Raw genomic sequence first — 18,702 nt, forward strand, 5'->3', positions numbered from 1 at the left:
TTAATACCGTATTTTTGCAGGAGCAATTTACCTATTTTTTTAATTTTTAATATGAAAAATCTAGTATATTTTATTTTTTTATGTTTGTTTATTTTAGGATGTTCTGTAAAGAAAAAACCAGTATTTTTAAAGGTAGACGATTTAAAATTAATTTCTTTTAAAAGTGATACAATTCGGTTAAAAGCTGCTGCTTATTTTGAAAATCCAAATGATGTTGGTGGTAAAATTTCTACAGACGAAATTAAGGTGATTATCAATGGAACAGAACTGGCGCAAGTATCTTCAGATGAGTTTAAAGTACCGGCAAGAAAAGCATTTGCAATACCTTTAAAAGTGATTGTACCTGCAAAAAAAGTGTTCGAAAATAATAAAAATGGCATTTTAGGCGGATTGTTAAACTCTGTACTAAATAAATCCATAAAAGTCCATTTTAAAGGAGATTTAAAGTATACGTTTTTTGGTTTCTCTAAAGTTTACCACATAGATCAAGAGCAAGAAATTAAATTTTAAGCCAACAGATATTACACACGAATTTTACATAAAACGCTGTTTGCAAATTGCAAAAAACGGTATTGGTTTTACACGACCAAACCCAGCTGTGGGTGCTGTAATTGTGCTAAATAACACAATTATTGGCGAAGGTTTTACCTCTAATTATGGTGGTAATCATGCTGAGGTAAATGCTGTAAATGCAGTAAAAGACAAATCAGTTTTAAAAAATGCTACTATTTATGTAACCTTAGAACCTTGTTCTCATTTTGGTAAAACACCACCTTGTGCAGATTTATTGGTAAAACATCAATTTAAAAAAGTAGTAATTGGTTGTGTAGACAGCAATAGTTTGGTGGCTGGAAAAGGAATTGAACGATTGCAAAACGCAGGCATTGGGGTGGTTGTAGGTGTTTTAGAAGATGAATGTAGAGCGCATCACAGACGATTTTTTACAGTTCAAGAAAAAAAACGCCCTTACATTATTTTAAAATGGGCAGAAACTAAAAACGGATTTATTGCTCCCATTAAAAAAGATAAACAACATCCTTTTTGGATTTCCAACACGTATTCTCAACAATTGGTGCACAAATTACGAGCAAAAGAACATGCAATTTTGGTAGGTACAAATACCGTTTTGGCAGATAATCCTAAACTGAATGTTAGAAGTTGGTCTGGACAAAACCCCATTAGAATTGTGATAGATAGTTCATTAAAATTAACTAAAAATTTACATGTTTTTGATGGAAAAGTAAGTACCATTGTAATTTTAGATTCAAAAAATATTCATAAAGAAACTAGAGAAAATGTTTTTTTTGAAAGTATAAACTTTGATGAAAATATAGCACAACAAATTTGCGAAGTTCTACACAAACACAAAATTCAGTCTTTAATTATAGAAGGTGGAACCCGAACTTTACAAACTTTTATTGATGAAAACCTTTGGGACGAAGCGTTTGTTTTTGTGGGATGTTCTGTTTTTAAAAAAGGAGTAAAAGCACCTGTTTTAAAAGGAGAATTTATAGAAGAAAAAATACAAAATGATATTTTAAAAACGTATTTTAATGATTAAAAACATCATTTTCGATTTTGGAGATATTTTTATCAACTTAGATAAAAAACATTTTGCCAAAGAATTACAAAACTTAGGAATAAACCAAGATGATGCAACTATAATACGTGTTTTGAATGATTATGAAATGGGGCTAATTTCAACAAAAGAGTTCTTGTATTACTTTGAAGAAAAATTAGAAATCCCATCAGCAATTTTAAAAAAAGCTTGGAATTCTATCTTGAGAGATTTTCCTGAACATAGATTACAATTCATTCAGAAATTAGCTTCAGAAAAAAAATATAGGTTGTTTTTATTAAGCAATACAAATGATTTACACATTTCTTGGATTCAAGAACGTTGGGGAATGGATTTGTACAATCAATTTAAAAATTGTTTTGAAGCATTTTATTTAACACATGAAATTAATTTTAGAAAACCGAATTTAGATATTTATCAATTTGTATTGAAAAAGCACAATTTAAAAGCTACAGAAACACTTTTTATAGATGATACCAAAGAAAATACAAAGGCTGCTAAATCTATAGGTTTGAAAGTTTGGAATTTAACGCCAGGTAAAGAAGATGTAACCCAATTATTTACCATAAAAAAACATTTATTTTGATTTTCCTTTTATTAAGCATCCTTTTTTCGACAGGATTATTTGTTATTTTTAAGTTTTTCGGTATTTATAAAATTGATGTTTTAAAAGCCATTGTTGTCAATTATATAGTGGCTTTTACAATGGGTTTTTTATTGGCAGAAAGACAAATACCTATTCATAAAATATATTTAGAACCTTGGTTTTTTGGCGCTTTATTTTTAGGAGCAATGTTTGTGTCTGTTTTTTTTGTAATGGCAATGACCGCTCAAAAAAATGGTGTTTCTGTAACTTCTATCGCAGGTAAAATGTCTGTGGTTATTCCTGTTTTTTTTGGTATTATTCTTTACAAAGAATCTGTTAGTTTTTTAAAAATATCAGGAATTTTATTTGCTTTAGTGGCGGTGTATTTATCCTCTGTAAATGAAGAAAAAAACACAAAAAATGGAACCTTATTATTTCCCATTTTACTTTTTTTAGGTTCTGGTATTATAGATACTTTTTTAAAATTTGTGCAAACTAATTATGTTGATGATCGAGATGTTTCTATTTTTTCTGGTAGTTTGTTTGGTATTGCAGCCATTTTTGGGTTGATTATTTTGGGTGTTAAAACTTTAAAGAAACCTGAGAAATTCGGTTATAAAAATATTTTAGCAGGTGTTGCTTTGGGTGTTCCTAATTATTTTTCTATCATTTTTTTAATAAAAGCATTGCAAATTAAAAATTTTGAAAGCTCTACATTATTCACCATAAATAATGTTGCTATTGTAATTGTTTCCACTTTAGTGGGATTGTTGTTTTTTAAAGAAAAGTTTAGTAATAAAAATAAAATTGGAGTTGTTTTGGCTGTTTTAGGTATTATTTTAGTAACTATTGCATAATGAAAGAAGACACATATAAAACAATTAAAAAACCATCTAAAGAAACACTTTTTAAAGAAAAAGGGAGTAAGTTTTTTGGATACGCTTTTCCTGTTTTAACAGAAGATGATGTAAAAGAGAAGTTAGAACTTTTAAAGAAAAAACATCATTCAGCACGACATTTTTGTTACGCATATCAAATAGGAATCGAAAAAACACAATACAGGGCCAATGATGATGGTGAACCTAATAATTCTGGGGGTTTGCCAATTTACGGGCAAATACAGTCTTTTGGGGTTACCAATATTTTAGTAGTTTCTGTTCGCTATTTTGGAGGAACCAAATTGGGTGTTGGTGGGTTGATTTCTGCTTATAAAACATCGGCTCAATTGGCTTTAGAAGCTTCAGAAATTTTAGTAAAAACGATAGATGTTAACTACCAGTTAAAATTTAATTACGATTTAATGAATGTGGTACAGCGAATTATCAAAGAAAAAAATCTAGAAATTGTTTCTCAGAAATTAGAAATGGATTGTGAGTATGTAATTTCTGTTCGTAAAAATGATGCAAAAGCCATTTTTACCATTTTTGATAGTTTATATAAACTAACAATAAAAAAATGTTAATTGCGTTTAATTTTAATCTAAAAAAATAATTTTTTAAGAGTGTATATCACTTTTATTTAAATTACAATTGCCAGAAGTATTAAAAAATATATTTCAATTTGTGTAAATAATTCAACAGTATTATTTAATATTCTAATGCTTTTAATAAATAATCAGGACAGTGGGTTGGTTTCATGGTTTCAGAATTCATAAAAGCTAATACAGAGTTTCCTGTACAAATTAATTCATTATTCTGATTTTTAATCTCATAATCAAATTCAATTTTAACCATCGGTTTCTTTTTTAGAAAAGTATGTATGGTTAGCATATCATCATACAAAGCAGATTTTATAAAATTACATTTTAATGAAATTACAGGAAGCATTATTCCGCTGATTTCCATATCTTTGTAAGTAACCCCTAAAGAACGCAACCATTCTGTTCTACCCATTTCAAAAAACTGCGCGTAATTACCATGGTAAACAACGCCCATTTGGTCAGTTTCAGAATATCGAATTCTAGTTTTTGTTGATGATTTTTTCAAAATTAGTGAACTATTTAATTTTTCCATTTTACGCAAAAAATAATTAATAATCAATAGCAATTTCATTTTTTTATGATGAAATTTATTCACACTTTTGTAGAACGTAAAAATTATAGTTTTCAAAAGCTTTTTTTTATCTAATTTTATTAACGTATAACCCCGCCCTAAATAACAAATGACAACTACTGCTGATTCAGTTTGGAATGAATGTTTGTCTTTTATTAAAGACAACATAAAACCACAAGCATACAAAACTTGGTTTGAACCAATCAAGCCTGTAAAACTTTCAGGAGAAGCATTAACAATACAAGTGCCTAGTAAATTTTTTTACGAATGGTTAGAAGAGCATTATATTAAATTATTAAGAGTTGCGTTGGTAAGACAATTAGGGAATGATGCCAAATTGATTTACGATGTTAAAATGGAAAACAATTACAGTAGCAATAGACCGCAAATTGTAAAAATTCCGAGTTCTAACAGAGATCCTTTAAAACCACAAAAGGTAACAGTACCATTAGAGTCTAATAAAAGAGAGTTAAGAAACCCATTTATTATACCGGGTTTACAAAAAGTAAAAATAGAATCTCAATTAAATCCAAATTATAATTTTAATAATTTTATAGAAGGAGACTCTAACAGGTTAGCACGTTCTGCAGGTATGGCAGTTGCAAATAAACCTGGTGGTACTTCATTCAATCCATTATTAATTTATGGAGGTGTTGGTTTAGGTAAAACACATTTGGCTCATGCAATAGGTGTAGATATAAAAGATAAATATCCAGACAAAACAGTTTTGTATATTTCTTCAGAAAAGTTTACACAACAATTTATAGATTCCGTAAAGTCAAATACCAGAAACGATTTTATTCACTTTTATCAAATGATAGATGTGTTAATTATTGACGATGTTCAATTTTTATCGGGTAAAGCAGGTACACAAGATGTTTTTTTCCATATTTTTAATCATTTACACCAAAACGGAAAACAGGTAATTTTAACTTCAGATAAGGCGCCTGTTGATATGCAAGATATTGAACAACGTTTATTATCTAGATTTAAATGGGGATTGTCTGCAGAACTACAAGCACCAGATTATGAAACAAGAATTTCTATATTACAAAATAAATTGTACAGAGATGGTGTAGAGATGCCAGAAGAAATTATAGAATATATTGCAAAAAATATAAAATCTAACGTTAGAGAATTAGAAGGTGTTATTATTTCGATGATTGCACAAGCTTCTTTTAACAGAAGAGAATTTTCTATAGAATTAGCAAAACAGATTGTAGATAAATTTGTAAAAAATACTAAGAAAGAAGTTTCTATAGATTACATACAAAAAGAGGTGTCTAAATATTTTGATATGGATGTAGCCACTTTACAATCTAAAACTAGAAAACGTCATATTGTACAAGCGAGACAATTAGCAATGTATTTTGCGAAAAGATTAACTAAAACTTCTTTGGCAAGTATTGGTAATCAAATTGGGCAAAGAGACCATGCAACTGTATTACATGCCTGCAAAACTGTAGATAATCTAACAGAAACAGACAAGCAGTTTAGAAAATACGTAGACGATTTAACCAAAAAGCTTACTTTTTAAAAGTTTTCATCGCATTTTTAGTCTGTTATTATAATCACTTAACTTTTTATAAGAGATAAAATCTTTATTATTTTTTACCAAAAATATTTTATGAAAAAAGTTTTAATGGTTTGTTTGGGTAATATTTGTAGATCTCCACTAGCAGAGGCTATTTTACAATCTAAAGTTGATTCAAAAGAAGTTTTAGTAGATTCTGCTGGTACAGCAGCCTATCATATTGGTAATTTACCAGATAAACGCTCAATAGAAGTAGCAGCAAAATATGGTTTAAATATTACCAATCAACGAGCACGAAAATTTGTAGCAGCAGATTTTGATGAGTTTGATTTTATTTATGCTATGGATAAAAGTAACTACAACAACATCCTTTTATTGGCAAAAAATGCAGATGATAAACAAAAAGTAAAGCTAATTTTAAATGAAATTTCTCAAGATAATCACTCTGTGCCAGATCCATATTATGGAGGAGATCAAGGTTTTGAAAATGTATATAATATGTTAGATAAAGCTTGTACAGTTATTGCCAATAAACTTTAAAAAATTAAATATTGTTTATTTTAGAAGGCGAATTCGTATGCTGGTAAGAACTAAATCAATTAAACTACTACTATAAATTAAAAAATATGTTCGGTAAACTTTATTTAATTCCTACAACTTTAGGAGATACAGAACCTTTAGAAGTGATGCCACTTTCTGTAAAAAAAGTAGTAGAGCAAATAGATTATTACATTGTAGAAAATGAAAAATCTGCAAGAAGATTTATCAAAAAAATTTCACCAAAAAAATCGCAACCTTCGTTACAATTAATGCTGTTAGATAAATATACAGAAGAAATTGAAACTAGAAAGTATTTAGACGTTTGTAAAGAAGGTATCAATGTAGGTTTACTATCAGAAGCTGGTGTGCCTGCAGTTGCAGATCCAGGTGCTAGTATTGTAAAATTAGCACACGAAAACAATATAAAAGTTGTGCCTTTGGTAGGTCCAAGTTCTATTTTGATGGCAATGATGAGTTCTGGTATGAATGGACAAAATTTTGCTTTTAATGGTTATTTACCCATAGATAAAGCAGATAGAAAAAGAGCAATTAAAGAGCTAGAAAAGTTGTCTAAAGAAAAGGATCAATCTCAAATTTTTATAGAAACACCTTATAGAAACGAAAAAATGTTTGCCGACTTAAAAGTAACATTGACACCCAATACCAATTTATGTATTGCTGTAGATATTACTTTACCTACTGAGTTTATTAAAACAGATTCTATACAAAACTGGAAAAAACAAACTCCAGATTTACATAAAAAACCAGCTATTTTTATAATTCATAAATAACTTAGAAAGCATAAAACTTGTAACTCTATCAATTATAAAATACAATCTAAATATCATTAACTTAGGAATAAAGATATTTTTAGATCAATTGTGGTTTTAAAAAATCCAGTATTTGTTTTTTGGTGATAACAGTATTTTTTCACAGCCTCTAGAATTGAAGGATTTATAAATAAAAGTGATAAAAAATAATTAATTAAAGTCTATTAAACTTTTGCTTTTTTATCGGCTACAAGGTTAGAAACATTGTAACCTCCAAACCTTTTCATATAATGCTGAATTGTTGAACCATAAGCATCTGTAAAACGAACAACACCATTACTTCTTAGAAATTTTTTTACATTTCCAGCACCACTTAAATGAGATGCAGCTAAAATACCAGATTCTGTAATTTTAATACCATTAATGATTTTACCAACAGAACGTTTAATGTCTTTTCTTAAAATCCATTTGTTTACTTTACACAAAGCTATAAAGGCATTTTCTTGTAATTCTGGGTTGTTTAAAAAAGCTTGTGTATTGTATATTTTAAATCTCTGTAAAGTAGTTTTACCAAACTGATATTTACCAAGATAGCCCAAAGTATTTACGACACTATATTTTCCTTGAGATTCTTTAAAAGCAACAGCTTCTTTAAAAGCAATAAAGTCTTTTTTTAAGTATAGAATATTGTGGTTTATCTTTTTAGGAAAAACCGAACGTAATGTTTTTACATTTTCTACTTTATAAACATTACTTTCATTCTTTGCAATTGCATTCATGAAAATAAAAACAATAGCTAATAATATAAATTTATTTTTGATAAAAAATAACTTTCTGTTTTGCGAGTGCAAATTTACATTGCAATTTTAAAACAATTGATTATCAATATGTTAAAATTTAATAAAAATAAATATAATGAAATTTTATTTACCTATTGATATTAATTTATTGGGTAATAGCTGGTGTCTTTATGAAATTAACAATAGAAAACACAAATTTTAAGAATTTCGATTTTGTATTGTTTTTGTTAACTCTCTCACTAAATTTATATAAAATTGACTATAAGAGTTTTGTAATATTAGGTTTATAAGTTTTGTTTCGCCATAAAAATGTATTCTGTATCAAAGTTTATATTCTTTGTGCTAATACTCGTTTAAAGCCAACAAATATTCTGTGCTTAAAATATTTTCTGTAATTATTACAATATTTCTTATAGGTTTATATATTGTGTCAGGTTTTTTAAAGAATGCTAATTTTACTTGTGGAGTCTCTTAAATTAAAAACAAAAACTTGATTGTATATATTTTAAAAAAAGTTTTTAGATTAAACCACCAACTATTATCTATTAATTTTTTGCTTGTTAAGCCATCTGTGATATTTAGCTGCATTTCTATTATGTTCTGCTAACGATTTAGAAAAAGAATGATACCCTAATTTATCTACATTTACACACATATATAAATAGTCGTGATTATTAGCATTTAGAACACCATCTATAGCAGAAACATCTGGCATTGCAATTAATGTTGGTGGTAAACCGCTATATTTATAAGTGTTGTATGGTGAATTAATTTGTAAATCTACAGTTAGTACTCTTTTTACAATATAATCTTGTCCTTTTATTTCTTTAATGCAATAAATTATGGTTGGGTCTGCTTGCAAAGGCATTCCTTTTTTTAGTCTGTTTAAATACAATCCAGCAACAATAGGTCTTTCAGATTTTTTAGCAGTTTCTTTTTGAACAATCGAAGCCAATGTGCTTACTTCACTTTTGGTTAATCCTAATTTTTCTGCTTTGCTGATTCTGTTTTTATTCCAAAATCTATTGTAGGCCCTTAGCATTTTGTTTCTAAATTTATCTGGACGAATTGTCCAATACACTTCATAAGTATTTGGAATAAAAATTTGCAACACACTTTTTTCTGAGAGTTTATTTTTTAAAAGAAACTCTTTATTTGTAAAAGATTTTAATAAACTAATAGAATCTGCTTGAATTTGATTAGAAATTCTACCCGCAAATTTCTCTAAAGTATCTTGGTTATTAAAAGATATTTTTAAAGGTGTTTGCATTCCGCTTCTTAGCATATTTACCAAATCATTGTTAGACATGCCTTTTGTTAAAACATATCTACCCACTTTTGGTTTAGAAAAGTTTTTACGAGCTGCCACCCAAAGAAATGTGTTTGGATTTTTAGATATATCCTTAATATGAGCTTTTATATCTTGTAAAGTATCATCACTATTTACATATAAAACATATTTTTTAGTAATGGCTTCACCAAATATTTTTTGGTAATAGTTGTATGCTAATATTCCTCCTAAAAGGAAAAAAAATGCTAATAAATAAATTGTTTTTTTCTTCAATGGTACCTGTTTTTGCAAAGCGGCAAAGTTACTATTTTATCAGTTGATATAATACTTCATCTTTAAATTTTCCTTTTGAGAAAATCCACTCTTTTTTTACACCTACTTTTGTAAAGTTGTATTTGGTAAAAAGCTGAATACTTTTGCTGTTATCGCTAGTAATATTTGCATATAGTTGATGCAGGTTTAAGCTAGAAAAACAATATTGAATTAATATTGATAGCGCTTCAGTTGCATATCCTTTTTCTTGAAAATTTGGGTGAATTAAAACACCAATTCCTGCTCTTTTATGTTGTGGATTAAAATCAAAAATATCTATTGTACCAATGGCTTTTTTAGAGGTGTTTTCTTCAATAATAAAACGCACTTGTTTGGCTTCATATATATCTAAATGTGCGTTTTCTATGTACTGTTTTAATATAAACTTAGAAAATGGAGTTTGTGTATGGCTTACTTCCCAAAAGGAAGAGTTGTTTTCTATTTGATATAAGAAATCTAAATCTTCGGGCTCTAAGGCTCTTAATTTTATTTTACTACTTGTTAAAGTCATCGTTAATTTACTTTAATAATAAACCATTTAGGAGTATAGAAATTGTTTTTAATTTTCTGATATTTTTTAAAATATAGTAAACTAAAAATACTTCACTTCAATATCTCCAGAAAAAACAAAAGTTGCAGGCCCTTTTAAAAACACATTAGCATAAATACCATTTTGTTCAGTAAAACAAACCTCTAAATTACCACCTTCTACAGGTAAAGAAATGCGATTACTTTTTGTTTTACCTGTTTTATGCATGGCAATAGCAACTGCAGTTACGCCTGTACCACAAGCTAAGGTTTCATTTTCTACACCTTTTTCGTAAGTTCTTACTTTAAATGTAGTTTCATCTACTTGTTCTACAAAATTTACGTTGCTTCCTGTGTTTTTATAAGAATTTCGTATCTTTTTTCCGTTTTCAAAAACGGGATAATTCTCTAAATTTTTTACAATTTGTACATGATGTTGTGTACCTGTATATGCAAAAACATGGTTTTCATTTACTTCAACTTCATCAACATCAATCATTTTTAAAGATACAGTATCGTTGTTTATTTCTGCAAAATGAGGTCCATCAACAGCTACAAAGTTGGTGCTATTTTCTATAATGTGTAATTGTTTTGCAAAAGCAACAGCACATCTACCACCATTACCACAAAAGGTTTCGCTACCATCAGCATTAAAATAAATCATTCTAAAATCAACATCATCGTCATTCTCAATTAAAATAAGACCATCTGCACCAATACCAAAATGCCTGTCACAAATATGTGAAATTATGTCAGTTTTTTGTTTTGGAAAGGTTTTTGTTCTGTTATCAATCATAACAAAATCGTTCCCAGTTCCTTGATATTTATAAAATCTAAATTTCATAAAACAAAGATACATATTAAAAGGATAAATGTCGCTTGTTAAAATGTGGTTAAAGTGCGTTAAAAACAAGTTAAACAGATTTTCTGAAAATGTTAAAATACTATATTTGAATAATAAAAACTAAATTAAAATGAAAAAAGCATTCAGTTTTCTTGGTATAGCAATTTTAGGAGGCGCTCTAACTTTAGGAGGGTACAAATTGCTTTTTAATGATCAAGTAGTAATAGAAAGAACTATCGAAAAGCCTCTGCAAACACTACAAGCTAGTTATAATCCTACTCTTAGGAATACAAATGCAACAGAAGTGAATACAGATTTTACTGTAGCAGCAGAAAAAACAGTACATGCTGTGGTTCATGTAAAAAATACTGCAGTTAGAACACAAACCAATCCGTTAGAATTATTTTTTGGGAATGGAAATGGGCAAAGAAAATACGAACAAGTAGGAACAGGAAGTGGAGTTATAATTTCTGCAGATGGTTATATTGTTACCAATAATCATGTAATTGATGGGGCAAATGATTTAGAAATCACACTAAATAATAAAAAGAAATACAAAGCAGAATTAATTGGTAAAGATGCTGCAAACGACATTGCTTTATTAAAGATAGAAGCAGATGATGATTTGCCTTACATTGCTTTTGCAAATTCAGATAATATTAAAATAGGCGAGTGGGTTTTAGCCGTTGGTAATCCATACAACCTAACTTCTACAGTAACTGCAGGTATCGTTTCTGCAAAAGGTAGAGATCTAGAGGGAAATAGAAACATAGAATCTTTTATACAAACAGATGCAGCTGTAAACCCTGGAAACAGTGGAGGTGCTTTGGTAAATGCACGTGGAGAATTGATTGGAATAAATACAGCAATTTCTTCTAGAACAGGTTCTTTTATTGGGTATTCTTTTGCGGTGCCCTCTAATATTGCTAAAAAAATTATAGACGATATATTAGAATATGGTGCTGTGCAAGAAGCTATATTAGGAATTAATATTAATAATCAAGGAGAAGATATTGACGGCGTTAAAATTGAATCTGTTGCAGAGGAGGGTGGAGCAGAAAAAGCAGGTTTACAATCTGGTGATATTATTACCCAAGTAAACAATGTAAAAATTTCTAAATATTCTGAATTAAGAGGTCAATTAACCGCAAAAAGACCAGGAGAGTCTGTAAATATAACCGTAAATAGAGATGGCGACTTTATTACAAAAAATGTAAAATTAAGTAAAAAAGACACCTTTGTTTCTAGAGCATTTGGAATCATCTTAAAAGATTTACCTAAAAAAGATTTAAAGAAATACGATATTTCTAAAGGGGTTAAAATTTACAAAAATGCCAATAAGTACCTTGATTATTATGGAGTTAAAGAAGGTTTTATTATCACCAAAATTAATAAAAAAGAGGTGTCTAATGCCTCAGAAGCTACCAAATTATTAGATGATGCTTCTAATAGAAACGAACCTGTTTATTTAGAAGTTATCAATTTAAAAGGAGAAAGAGAACGCTACGCAATAAGATAAACAATTACAAAAACAATTACTAAAATCCAGATTTTATAATCTGGATTTTTTTTTATTTTAAAACTTTTTACGAAATCGATTTCGTATTTTAGAAAAATTAAATACTTTTGCCCAAAATTATTAAATAATAGTTACAAAGATGTCAATAATTATAGATTATAACAAAGAGGTTTTATCGCAAGCGCAAACAAGAAGAGCTACTGTACAATTTATGAATATTGTAAACGATTTATGGTATGATAAAGCCATAGAATTAGTAATGTTTAGAAATCCTTTGGTAGATAAAAGAGCTAGCGAAGTTTTAAACTTAATAGATTATACAAGAGAGTTTGTAAGCAAACCTATTACTATTATAGATGCCTTAGAAATTGCCAAAGCTATACAGCAAATAGATTTACCATCATCAAAATTAGATATTGGTAAACTAGCTTACGAATGTTATTTAAACTCAAAACAATGTGCAGATAAAGTTGCCTTTGTAAAAAAACAATTAAAAAATATTAAGGAAGCTAAAAACATAGAACCAAAGGATGTGGTTTTATATGGTTTTGGTAGAATTGGGCGTTTATTGGCAAGAGAATTAATGACCAAAATGGGCAAAGGTTCTCAATTACGTTTAAGAGCTATTGTAACTCGTGGAGAAATTAATGAAACTGTTTTAGAAAAAAGAGCGTCTTTATTAAAAATTGACTCTGTTCATGGAGATTTTTTAGGCACTGTTACCACAGATGTAGAAAATAATGCATTAAAAATTAACGGAACAACAGTTTATTTAATTTCTGCAAATCAACCAGAAGATATAGATTATACAAAATATGATATCAACAATGCTTTAATTATCGATAATACAGGTGTCTTTAGAGATAAAGAAGCTTTAGAAAGACACTTAAAATCTAAAGGAGCAAGTAAAGTATTATTAACAGCACCTGGAAAAGGAGTGCCAAATATTGTACATGGTGTAAATCATAAACAATACAATTTAGATAAGATAGATGTTTTTTCGGCAGCCTCTTGTACAACCAATGCAATATCACCCATTTTAAAAGTTTTAGAAGAAAACTACGGAATACAAAAAGGTCATTTAGAAACCATACATGCCTATACAAATGACCAAAACTTGGTAGATAATATGCATGATAAATACAGACGTGGTAGAGCAGCAGCTTTAAATATGGTGATTACAGAAACAGGCGCAGGTGAAGCTGTCTCTAAAGCAATACCTGCTTTAAAAGGTAGATTAACATCTAATGCAATTAGAGTGCCAGTTCCCAACGGTTCTTTAGCAATATTGAATTTACAATTAAGAAGTAAAGTAAGTAAAGAAAGTGTAAATGCAATAATAAAACAATATGCTTTAGAAGGCGATTTGGTTGAGCAAATAAAATATTCGTTGGATAATGAGCTGGTGTCATCAGATATTATGGGTACAACAGCTCCATCAATTTTTGATAGCAAAGCAACAATAACAGACCAAGAAACGATAGTGCTTTATGTTTGGTATGATAATGAATATGGTTACTCGCATCAAGTAATTCGTTTAGCAAAACACATTGCAAAAGTTAGAAGATATACCTACTATTAATGTATCATCCTTATTTTGTATCAGGATTTTATAAAAATACTCTTAGTGCAAATTCGTTCATCTAAAAATGAATGTAGCAACCCGTTTCAGATTTCTGTTTCGGGTTTCTTTTTAAGAAGCTATTTCACGCTTTACATTATATCTTTTTATGCTGTATATATCAAAACCACGTTTTTTAAAACACTTCATTTCTTTAACTTCAAAGTTAGTGAATCTAGTTTAGCATAAAAAGGATGCCATTTCAATCGTGGCTAAACTTGCTTGCCAAATCTTTGAAAAAGAAATTTTCTCCTAGTAGATTTATGTTTTATGTGTTACTGTGTGTAAAAAAGAATATTCTCCTTAATTTAGCCATTAAAACAAATAGCAATGAAATTTAGAGTATTCCTAACAAGTCTATTATTTTTAACTTTGTTAATAAACGCACAAGAAAAACTTCCATATTACGAAATACCCAAGATGGATGAAAAATACACAGCACAAAACATAGTAGTAAGAATGATTGATGGTTTAGGCTTTAGATACTATTGGGCAACCAATGGTTTAAGATCAGAAGATTTGGCATACCAGCCTAAAGGCGAAGGTAGAAATTGTCAAGCCACTATAAATCATCTGTACGATTTGTCTAATATGATGTTGCGTTTAACCAAAACAGTAGTTAATCAAGAGGTAGAAAAGTCTAAAATGACGTTTATAGTAATGAGAAAGCAAACTTTATTAAACATCGAAGCTGTAAGTAAAAAAGTAAAAGTAAGTAAAAATTTAGCACAGTTTTCGGTAAAAAACGATGGTAAAGTAAGTATACCTTTTTTTAATGTTATAAACGGGCCAATTGCAGATGCTATCTGGCATACGGGACAAGTTGCAAGTTTTAGACGTTCCTCTGGAAATCCTATCAATCCAAAAGTAAATCATTTTTCTGGCACAGTAAGAGAATAATAAATAAATGACAGCAGCACAAAAAATACAAAAACTAAGAGACGAGTTAAACTTGCATAACTACAACTATTATGTATTAGATAATGCAAGTATTACTGATTTCGAATTCGATTTCAAATTAAAAGAACTCGAAACACTAGAAAAAGAACATCCAGAGTTTTTTGATGCAAACTCACCAACTCAAAGAGTAGGAGGGGCAATTACCAAAAATTTTGAAACAGTTACACATAAAAACAGAATGTATTCTTTAGATAATTCTTATTCTAAAGATGATTTGTTAGACTGGGAAAAACGGATTCAAAAAAACTTAGGAAGTACAGATATAGAATATACCTGCGAATTAAAATATGATGGTGCTTCTATAAATTTAACCTATGAAAACGGTAAATTTGTAAAAGCGGTAACTCGTGGAGATGGTTTTCAAGGTGATAACGTAACAGAAAATATAAAAACCATTCGCTCTATACCACTAGTAATACAAAAAGAATTTGTTTCTAATTTCGAAATGAGAGGAGAAATTATTTTGCCTTTAGACGGCTTTAATAAAATGAATCAAGAGCGATTAGCTAATGGAGAAGAAGCATATAGAAATCCAAGAAATACTGCAAGCGGAAGTTTAAAATTGCAAGATAGCTCAGAAGTTGCCAAAAGACCTTTAGATTGTTTATTGTATCAAGTAGTTACAGAAGAACGCAAATACAAAACGCACTTTCAAATTTTAGAAAACGCAAGAAATGTGGGGTTTAAAGCTCCAAAAACCATCACTTTAGCAAAATCTATAGACGAGGTTTTTGAGTTTGTAAACCATTGGGATATAGAAAGGCATCAATTGCCTTACGAAACAGATGGTGTTGTTATTAAAGTAAATAATTTACAACAACAAGAAGAATTAGGTTACACCTCTAAAGCTCCAAGATGGGCAATTGCCTATAAGTTTAAAGCAGAACAAGTTTCTACAGTTTTAAATGAAATAACGTATCAAGTAGGTAGAACTGGTGCAATAACCCCAGTAGCAAATTTAGAACCTGTACAATTAGCAGGTACAACAGTTAAACGAGCATCTCTGCACAATGCAGACCAAATAGAAAAGTTAGATATTAGAGAAAAAGATACCGTTTTTGTAGAAAAAGGGGGCGAAATTATTCCTAAAATAATAGCAGTAGATTTTTCTAAAAGACCCATAGATTCTTTACATACTGTATATGCTACAAATTGTCCAGAATGTGATACACCACTGGTAAGAACAGAAGGTGATGCAAAACATTATTGCCCAAACGAATTCGGCTGTGCACCTCAAATTACAGGGAAAATTCAACATTTTATTAGTAGAAAAGCCATGGATATTGATGGCTTAGGTGGCGAAACTGTAGATTTATTAAGAAAAGAAGGCCTCATAGAAAATTATGCAGATTTGTACGATTTAAAAGTAGAGCAGGTAATTCCTTTAGAACGTATGGCAGAAAAATCTGCAAAAAATATGATTTCGGGTATCAAAAAATCAAAAGAAATTCCTTTTGAAAAAGTGCTATTTGCACTCGGTATTCGTTTTGTAGGAGAAACTGTGGCTAAAAAACTAGCAAAACATTTTAAGTCTATAGATAATTTAATGGCAGCAACTTTCGAAGAACTCATTAATGTAGACGAAATTGGAGAAAGAATCGCACAAAGTATTGTAGATTTTTCTAACGATTTAGGAAACATTCAATTAATTAACAGACTAAAGTCGGTAGGAGTTCAATTAAAAGTTTCTGAAGAAAGTTTACAAAATCAAACCAATAAATTAGAAGGACAAATATTTGTAGTTTCAGGCGTTTTCCATCAAATGAGTAGAAACGAATTAAAAAAAGCCATAGAAGATAATGGAGGTAAGGTAAGTTCATCCATCTCAAAAAAAACAAACTTTATTGTAGCTGGCGATAATATGGGCCCAAGTAAATTGGCAAAAGCACAAGACTTAGGTATTTCAATAATTACAGAACAAGACTTTATAGATAAAATTAGTTAGCAAGTAGTTTGGTATTCATTTTGTAGTCTAAAAATCAAAAAACAAGAATTATTAAAACCTTATATCTAGTTAGCAATTAAAACAAAAATGAAAAACATTTTCTACATATATGTTATGTCTTTTTCTTTAATCGCATTTTCTCAGATAAAAGAAACAGACTCGTTACCTAATCATATAGACGATTATATATTTGTAAAACCAGGAGATTCTGTTGTTATTCAATTAAAAGAAATCTCGTTATTGCCCAAACCAAAATTTAATTCTAGAGAAGATATTCGTTATTACCTTTGGTTCAAAAAAAAGGTATTCAAAGCATATCCCTATGCAAAACTAGCTTCAGAAAGGTTAGACAGTTTACATGCAAGACTAAATAGAATCGATTCTAAATACCAAAAAAGAAGATACACCAAACTCGTACAAAACTATATAGAAGGCGAGTTTACAGACCAAATAAAAAAAATGACCACTACAGAAGGTCGTATACTCATTAAATTAATCCATCGTCAAACAGGTAAAACAGCATTTAACAATATAAAAGGTATCAGAAGTGGCTGGAAAGCATTTTGGTACAACACAACAGCCAACGTTTTCAAACTCTCCTTAAAAACAGAATACAATCCAGAAACAGAAAACGAAGATTTTTTAATAGAATATATACTACAAAGGGCATTTAGAGAAAGTCGGTTAAAACCACAAGAATCTAAATTAAATTTCGATTTCATTAAAACATTAGAAGAAAACAAAGCAAAAATAAATTTAGAAACGTATAAAGAAATGTTTGCGAAAATGAAATCCAGAAAAAAGAAAAAGAAAAAAGATTAATTTTTTTTTAGGGGTTCCCACGCCAAAAGGGTGTGGTCGGGCTTTCTGCACTCGCTTTTTAGGTACCATAAAGGGTACCGAAAAGAGCTCAAACAGACGCTTCAATCCCTAACCCGTGCTAATTTATTAGAGTTATAGCATTAAAAAAAGGGGATATTAAAACTTCAAATAAGTAAAAGATAAGCATCTTATTCACAATTTTGAAGATATACACCAATAAAAAACGGATGATTCAGCCCATAATTCTACTCCTTTATTTATTTAAAACACCTCAAACATGACATCCTCATACCTTAATAAATTAGGAATTTTAAAAAAATAACGTATATACACTATCACCAACCTTTAAAAAAAAAATAAAAAATCAAAAAAAACACCTCTATAACTAATGCATTTACAAGGTATTAAAAGAAGTTCAAAAAATAAATCAAAAAAGAGTTTAAAAAATAGTTGCGGGAGTGAGAATGAGTTGTATATTTGCACCCGCTAACGAGAAAACGAAAGTTTGTTTAGCAAAGTTCATTGAGTATTTGTTGTTTGTAATAGGGGTAAAAAAAGTTTAAATTTTTAGAGATAAAAACTTTACATATTTTTTCATTATTTATTAGGATGTAATAAAAAAAACCTTGTATCTTTGCAGTCCGAATTTTCGGGGGTTAAAAAGTTCAAGTTTTAGGGTTTTAAAAAAGTTTAAAAAAAATTAATTTTTTACTTGTTAGATAAAAAATAAGTTTTAGATTTGCACCCGCTAATAGAAATAGCAAAAACGATCAGAGAGATTTTGGAATAGTAATTCAATCAATTATTAGTTAGTTCGATTCTAACATTTCTACAAGAGCGAAGAGATAAAAAGTAAGTAGATCTTATTTTTAGACAATCGCCAAGTTCATTGAAAATATTGAAATTGACAGCGTAATTAAAGAGTAGAATAACCACATTAATTTAGATTAATGTAATTCTTTTGAAACTTATTCATTTATAATATTAAAAATATACAATG

At 29.1% G+C, this 18,702-nt stretch carries 18 protein-coding genes; 13 read left to right on the forward strand and 5 right to left on the reverse strand.

Translation table 11 applies throughout. The features are described 5' to 3' along the window. The first annotated feature begins 51 nt into the window (after positions 1–51). Genes AC2D6T_RS11410 through AC2D6T_RS11430 form a run of 5 tightly spaced genes read left to right on the forward strand, consistent with a single transcriptional unit; the run spans position 52 to position 3,627 of the window. Entirely contained in the window at positions 52–510 is a 459-nt protein-coding gene (locus tag AC2D6T_RS11410; RefSeq protein ID WP_484681578.1) for an LEA type 2 family protein, read from the forward strand. Between the two features lie 10 nt (positions 511–520). Then, positions 521–1,561 carry a bifunctional diaminohydroxyphosphoribosylaminopyrimidine deaminase/5-amino-6-(5-phosphoribosylamino)uracil reductase RibD gene (gene ribD / locus AC2D6T_RS11415; RefSeq protein ID WP_484681588.1) on the forward strand — a complete coding sequence of 347 codons (1,041 nt, stop codon included), beginning with the start codon at positions 521–523 and terminating at the stop codon, positions 1,559–1,561. Further along, positions 1,554–2,165, forward strand: a complete 612-nt coding sequence (locus AC2D6T_RS11420; RefSeq protein ID WP_484681579.1) for an HAD-IA family hydrolase — start codon at positions 1,554–1,556, stop codon at positions 2,163–2,165. The genes ribD and AC2D6T_RS11420 overlap by 8 nt, the downstream gene beginning before the upstream one ends. Then, a complete protein-coding gene (locus AC2D6T_RS11425; RefSeq protein ID WP_484681580.1) occupies positions 2,162–3,022 on the forward strand; it encodes a GRP family sugar transporter in 861 nt (286 codons plus the stop codon). Before AC2D6T_RS11420 ends, AC2D6T_RS11425 begins: the two co-directional genes overlap by 4 nt. Then, on the forward strand, positions 3,022–3,627 hold the full coding sequence (locus tag AC2D6T_RS11430; protein WP_484681581.1) for an IMPACT family protein: 606 nt from the start codon (positions 3,022–3,024) through the stop codon (positions 3,625–3,627). The genes AC2D6T_RS11425 and AC2D6T_RS11430 overlap by 1 nt, the downstream gene beginning before the upstream one ends. Before the next feature lie 124 nt (positions 3,628–3,751). Here the strand turns inward: AC2D6T_RS11430 and AC2D6T_RS11435 are convergent, their stop codons facing one another. Next, the gene (locus AC2D6T_RS11435) at positions 3,752–4,150 is read right to left on the reverse strand and encodes an acyl-CoA thioesterase (protein WP_484681582.1); all 399 of its coding nucleotides are present in this window, start codon (positions 4,148–4,150) and stop codon (positions 3,752–3,754) included. A gap of 175 nt (positions 4,151–4,325) precedes the next feature. Here AC2D6T_RS11435 and dnaA point away from each other — a divergent pair, with 175 nt between their 5' ends. The 3 genes from dnaA to AC2D6T_RS11450 all read left to right on the forward strand — a co-directional run bounded on the left by dnaA (position 4,326) and on the right by AC2D6T_RS11450 (position 7,081). Then, positions 4,326–5,753 (forward strand): chromosomal replication initiator protein DnaA, encoded by a 1,428-nt coding sequence (gene dnaA / locus AC2D6T_RS11440; protein ID WP_298948872.1) that lies wholly within the window; start codon positions 4,326–4,328, stop codon positions 5,751–5,753. Positions 5,754–5,843: 90 nt separating this feature from the next. Beyond that, complete coding sequence (locus AC2D6T_RS11445) at positions 5,844–6,290, forward strand: low molecular weight protein-tyrosine-phosphatase (protein ID WP_484681583.1); 447 nt, start codon at positions 5,844–5,846, stop codon at positions 6,288–6,290. An 86-nt stretch (positions 6,291–6,376) separates the two neighbouring features. Further along, entirely contained in the window at positions 6,377–7,081 is a 705-nt protein-coding gene (locus AC2D6T_RS11450) for an SAM-dependent methyltransferase (protein ID WP_438989707.1), read from the forward strand. A 203-nt stretch (positions 7,082–7,284) separates the two neighbouring features. Here the strand turns inward: AC2D6T_RS11450 and AC2D6T_RS11455 are convergent, their stop codons facing one another. The 4 genes from AC2D6T_RS11455 to dapF all read right to left on the reverse strand — a co-directional run bounded on the left by AC2D6T_RS11455 (position 7,285) and on the right by dapF (position 10,835). Further along, positions 7,285–7,839, reverse strand: coding sequence for a peptidoglycan-binding protein LysM (locus AC2D6T_RS11455; protein WP_484681584.1), 555 nt, complete (start codon positions 7,837–7,839; stop codon positions 7,285–7,287). Between the two features lie 559 nt (positions 7,840–8,398). After that, positions 8,399–9,424 carry an endolytic transglycosylase MltG gene (gene mltG, locus AC2D6T_RS11460; RefSeq protein ID WP_438989709.1) on the reverse strand — a complete coding sequence of 342 codons (1,026 nt, stop codon included), beginning with the start codon at positions 9,422–9,424 and terminating at the stop codon, positions 8,399–8,401. A 31-nt stretch (positions 9,425–9,455) separates the two neighbouring features. After that, positions 9,456–9,974, reverse strand: coding sequence for a GNAT family N-acetyltransferase (locus AC2D6T_RS11465; RefSeq protein WP_438989710.1), 519 nt, complete (start codon positions 9,972–9,974; stop codon positions 9,456–9,458). Positions 9,975–10,055: 81 nt separating this feature from the next. Then, positions 10,056–10,835 (reverse strand): diaminopimelate epimerase, encoded by a 780-nt coding sequence (gene dapF, locus AC2D6T_RS11470; protein ID WP_484681585.1) that lies wholly within the window; start codon positions 10,833–10,835, stop codon positions 10,056–10,058. A 130-nt stretch (positions 10,836–10,965) separates the two neighbouring features. Here dapF and AC2D6T_RS11475 point away from each other — a divergent pair, with 130 nt between their 5' ends. The 5 genes from AC2D6T_RS11475 (at position 10,966) to AC2D6T_RS11495 (ending at position 17,702) form a co-directional block, all read left to right on the forward strand. Next, a complete protein-coding gene (locus AC2D6T_RS11475; protein WP_438989712.1) occupies positions 10,966–12,354 on the forward strand; it encodes a trypsin-like peptidase domain-containing protein in 1,389 nt (462 codons plus the stop codon). A 139-nt stretch (positions 12,355–12,493) separates the two neighbouring features. After that, positions 12,494–13,936, forward strand: a complete 1,443-nt coding sequence (locus tag AC2D6T_RS11480) for a glyceraldehyde-3-phosphate dehydrogenase (protein ID WP_438989713.1) — start codon at positions 12,494–12,496, stop codon at positions 13,934–13,936. Positions 13,937–14,305: 369 nt separating this feature from the next. Continuing rightward, positions 14,306–14,875 (forward strand): hypothetical protein, encoded by a 570-nt coding sequence (locus AC2D6T_RS11485; protein WP_438989714.1) that lies wholly within the window; start codon positions 14,306–14,308, stop codon positions 14,873–14,875. A gap of 7 nt (positions 14,876–14,882) precedes the next feature. After that, a complete protein-coding gene (ligA, locus tag AC2D6T_RS11490) occupies positions 14,883–16,880 on the forward strand; it encodes an NAD-dependent DNA ligase LigA (protein ID WP_484681586.1) in 1,998 nt (665 codons plus the stop codon). Positions 16,881–16,967: 87 nt separating this feature from the next. Next, the gene (locus tag AC2D6T_RS11495; RefSeq protein ID WP_484681587.1) at positions 16,968–17,702 is read left to right on the forward strand and encodes a DUF4294 domain-containing protein; all 735 of its coding nucleotides are present in this window, start codon (positions 16,968–16,970) and stop codon (positions 17,700–17,702) included. Positions 17,703–18,702 lie beyond the last annotated feature (1,000 nt).

Source organism: Polaribacter sp. YIW18 (assembly GCF_057219325.1).

Bases quoted from the DNA above. Each gene is read 5' to 3' on its own strand.
- AC2D6T_RS11465 (WP_438989710.1), bottom strand. From the start codon at position 9,974: ATGACTTTAACAAGTAGTAAAATAAAATTAAGAGCCTTAGAGCCCGAA.
- AC2D6T_RS11455 (WP_484681584.1), bottom strand. From the start codon at position 7,839: ATGAATGCAATTGCAAAGAATGAAAGTAATGTTTATAAAGTAGAAAAT.
- AC2D6T_RS11480 (WP_438989713.1), top strand. From the start codon at position 12,494: ATGTCAATAATTATAGATTATAACAAAGAGGTTTTATCGCAAGCGCAA.
- AC2D6T_RS11475 (WP_438989712.1), top strand. From the start codon at position 10,966: ATGAAAAAAGCATTCAGTTTTCTTGGTATAGCAATTTTAGGAGGCGCT.
- AC2D6T_RS11420 (WP_484681579.1), top strand. From the start codon at position 1,554: ATGATTAAAAACATCATTTTCGATTTTGGAGATATTTTTATCAACTTA.
- dnaA (WP_298948872.1), top strand. From the start codon at position 4,326: ATGACAACTACTGCTGATTCAGTTTGGAATGAATGTTTGTCTTTTATT.
- AC2D6T_RS11430 (WP_484681581.1), top strand. From the start codon at position 3,022: ATGAAAGAAGACACATATAAAACAATTAAAAAACCATCTAAAGAAACA.
- ligA (WP_484681586.1), top strand. From the start codon at position 14,883: ATGACAGCAGCACAAAAAATACAAAAACTAAGAGACGAGTTAAACTTG.
- AC2D6T_RS11495 (WP_484681587.1), top strand. From the start codon at position 16,968: ATGAAAAACATTTTCTACATATATGTTATGTCTTTTTCTTTAATCGCA.
- AC2D6T_RS11485 (WP_438989714.1), top strand. From the start codon at position 14,306: ATGAAATTTAGAGTATTCCTAACAAGTCTATTATTTTTAACTTTGTTA.
- AC2D6T_RS11445 (WP_484681583.1), top strand. From the start codon at position 5,844: ATGAAAAAAGTTTTAATGGTTTGTTTGGGTAATATTTGTAGATCTCCA.
- AC2D6T_RS11410 (WP_484681578.1), top strand. From the start codon at position 52: ATGAAAAATCTAGTATATTTTATTTTTTTATGTTTGTTTATTTTAGGA.
- dapF (WP_484681585.1), bottom strand. From the start codon at position 10,835: ATGAAATTTAGATTTTATAAATATCAAGGAACTGGGAACGATTTTGTT.
- AC2D6T_RS11450 (WP_438989707.1), top strand. From the start codon at position 6,377: ATGTTCGGTAAACTTTATTTAATTCCTACAACTTTAGGAGATACAGAA.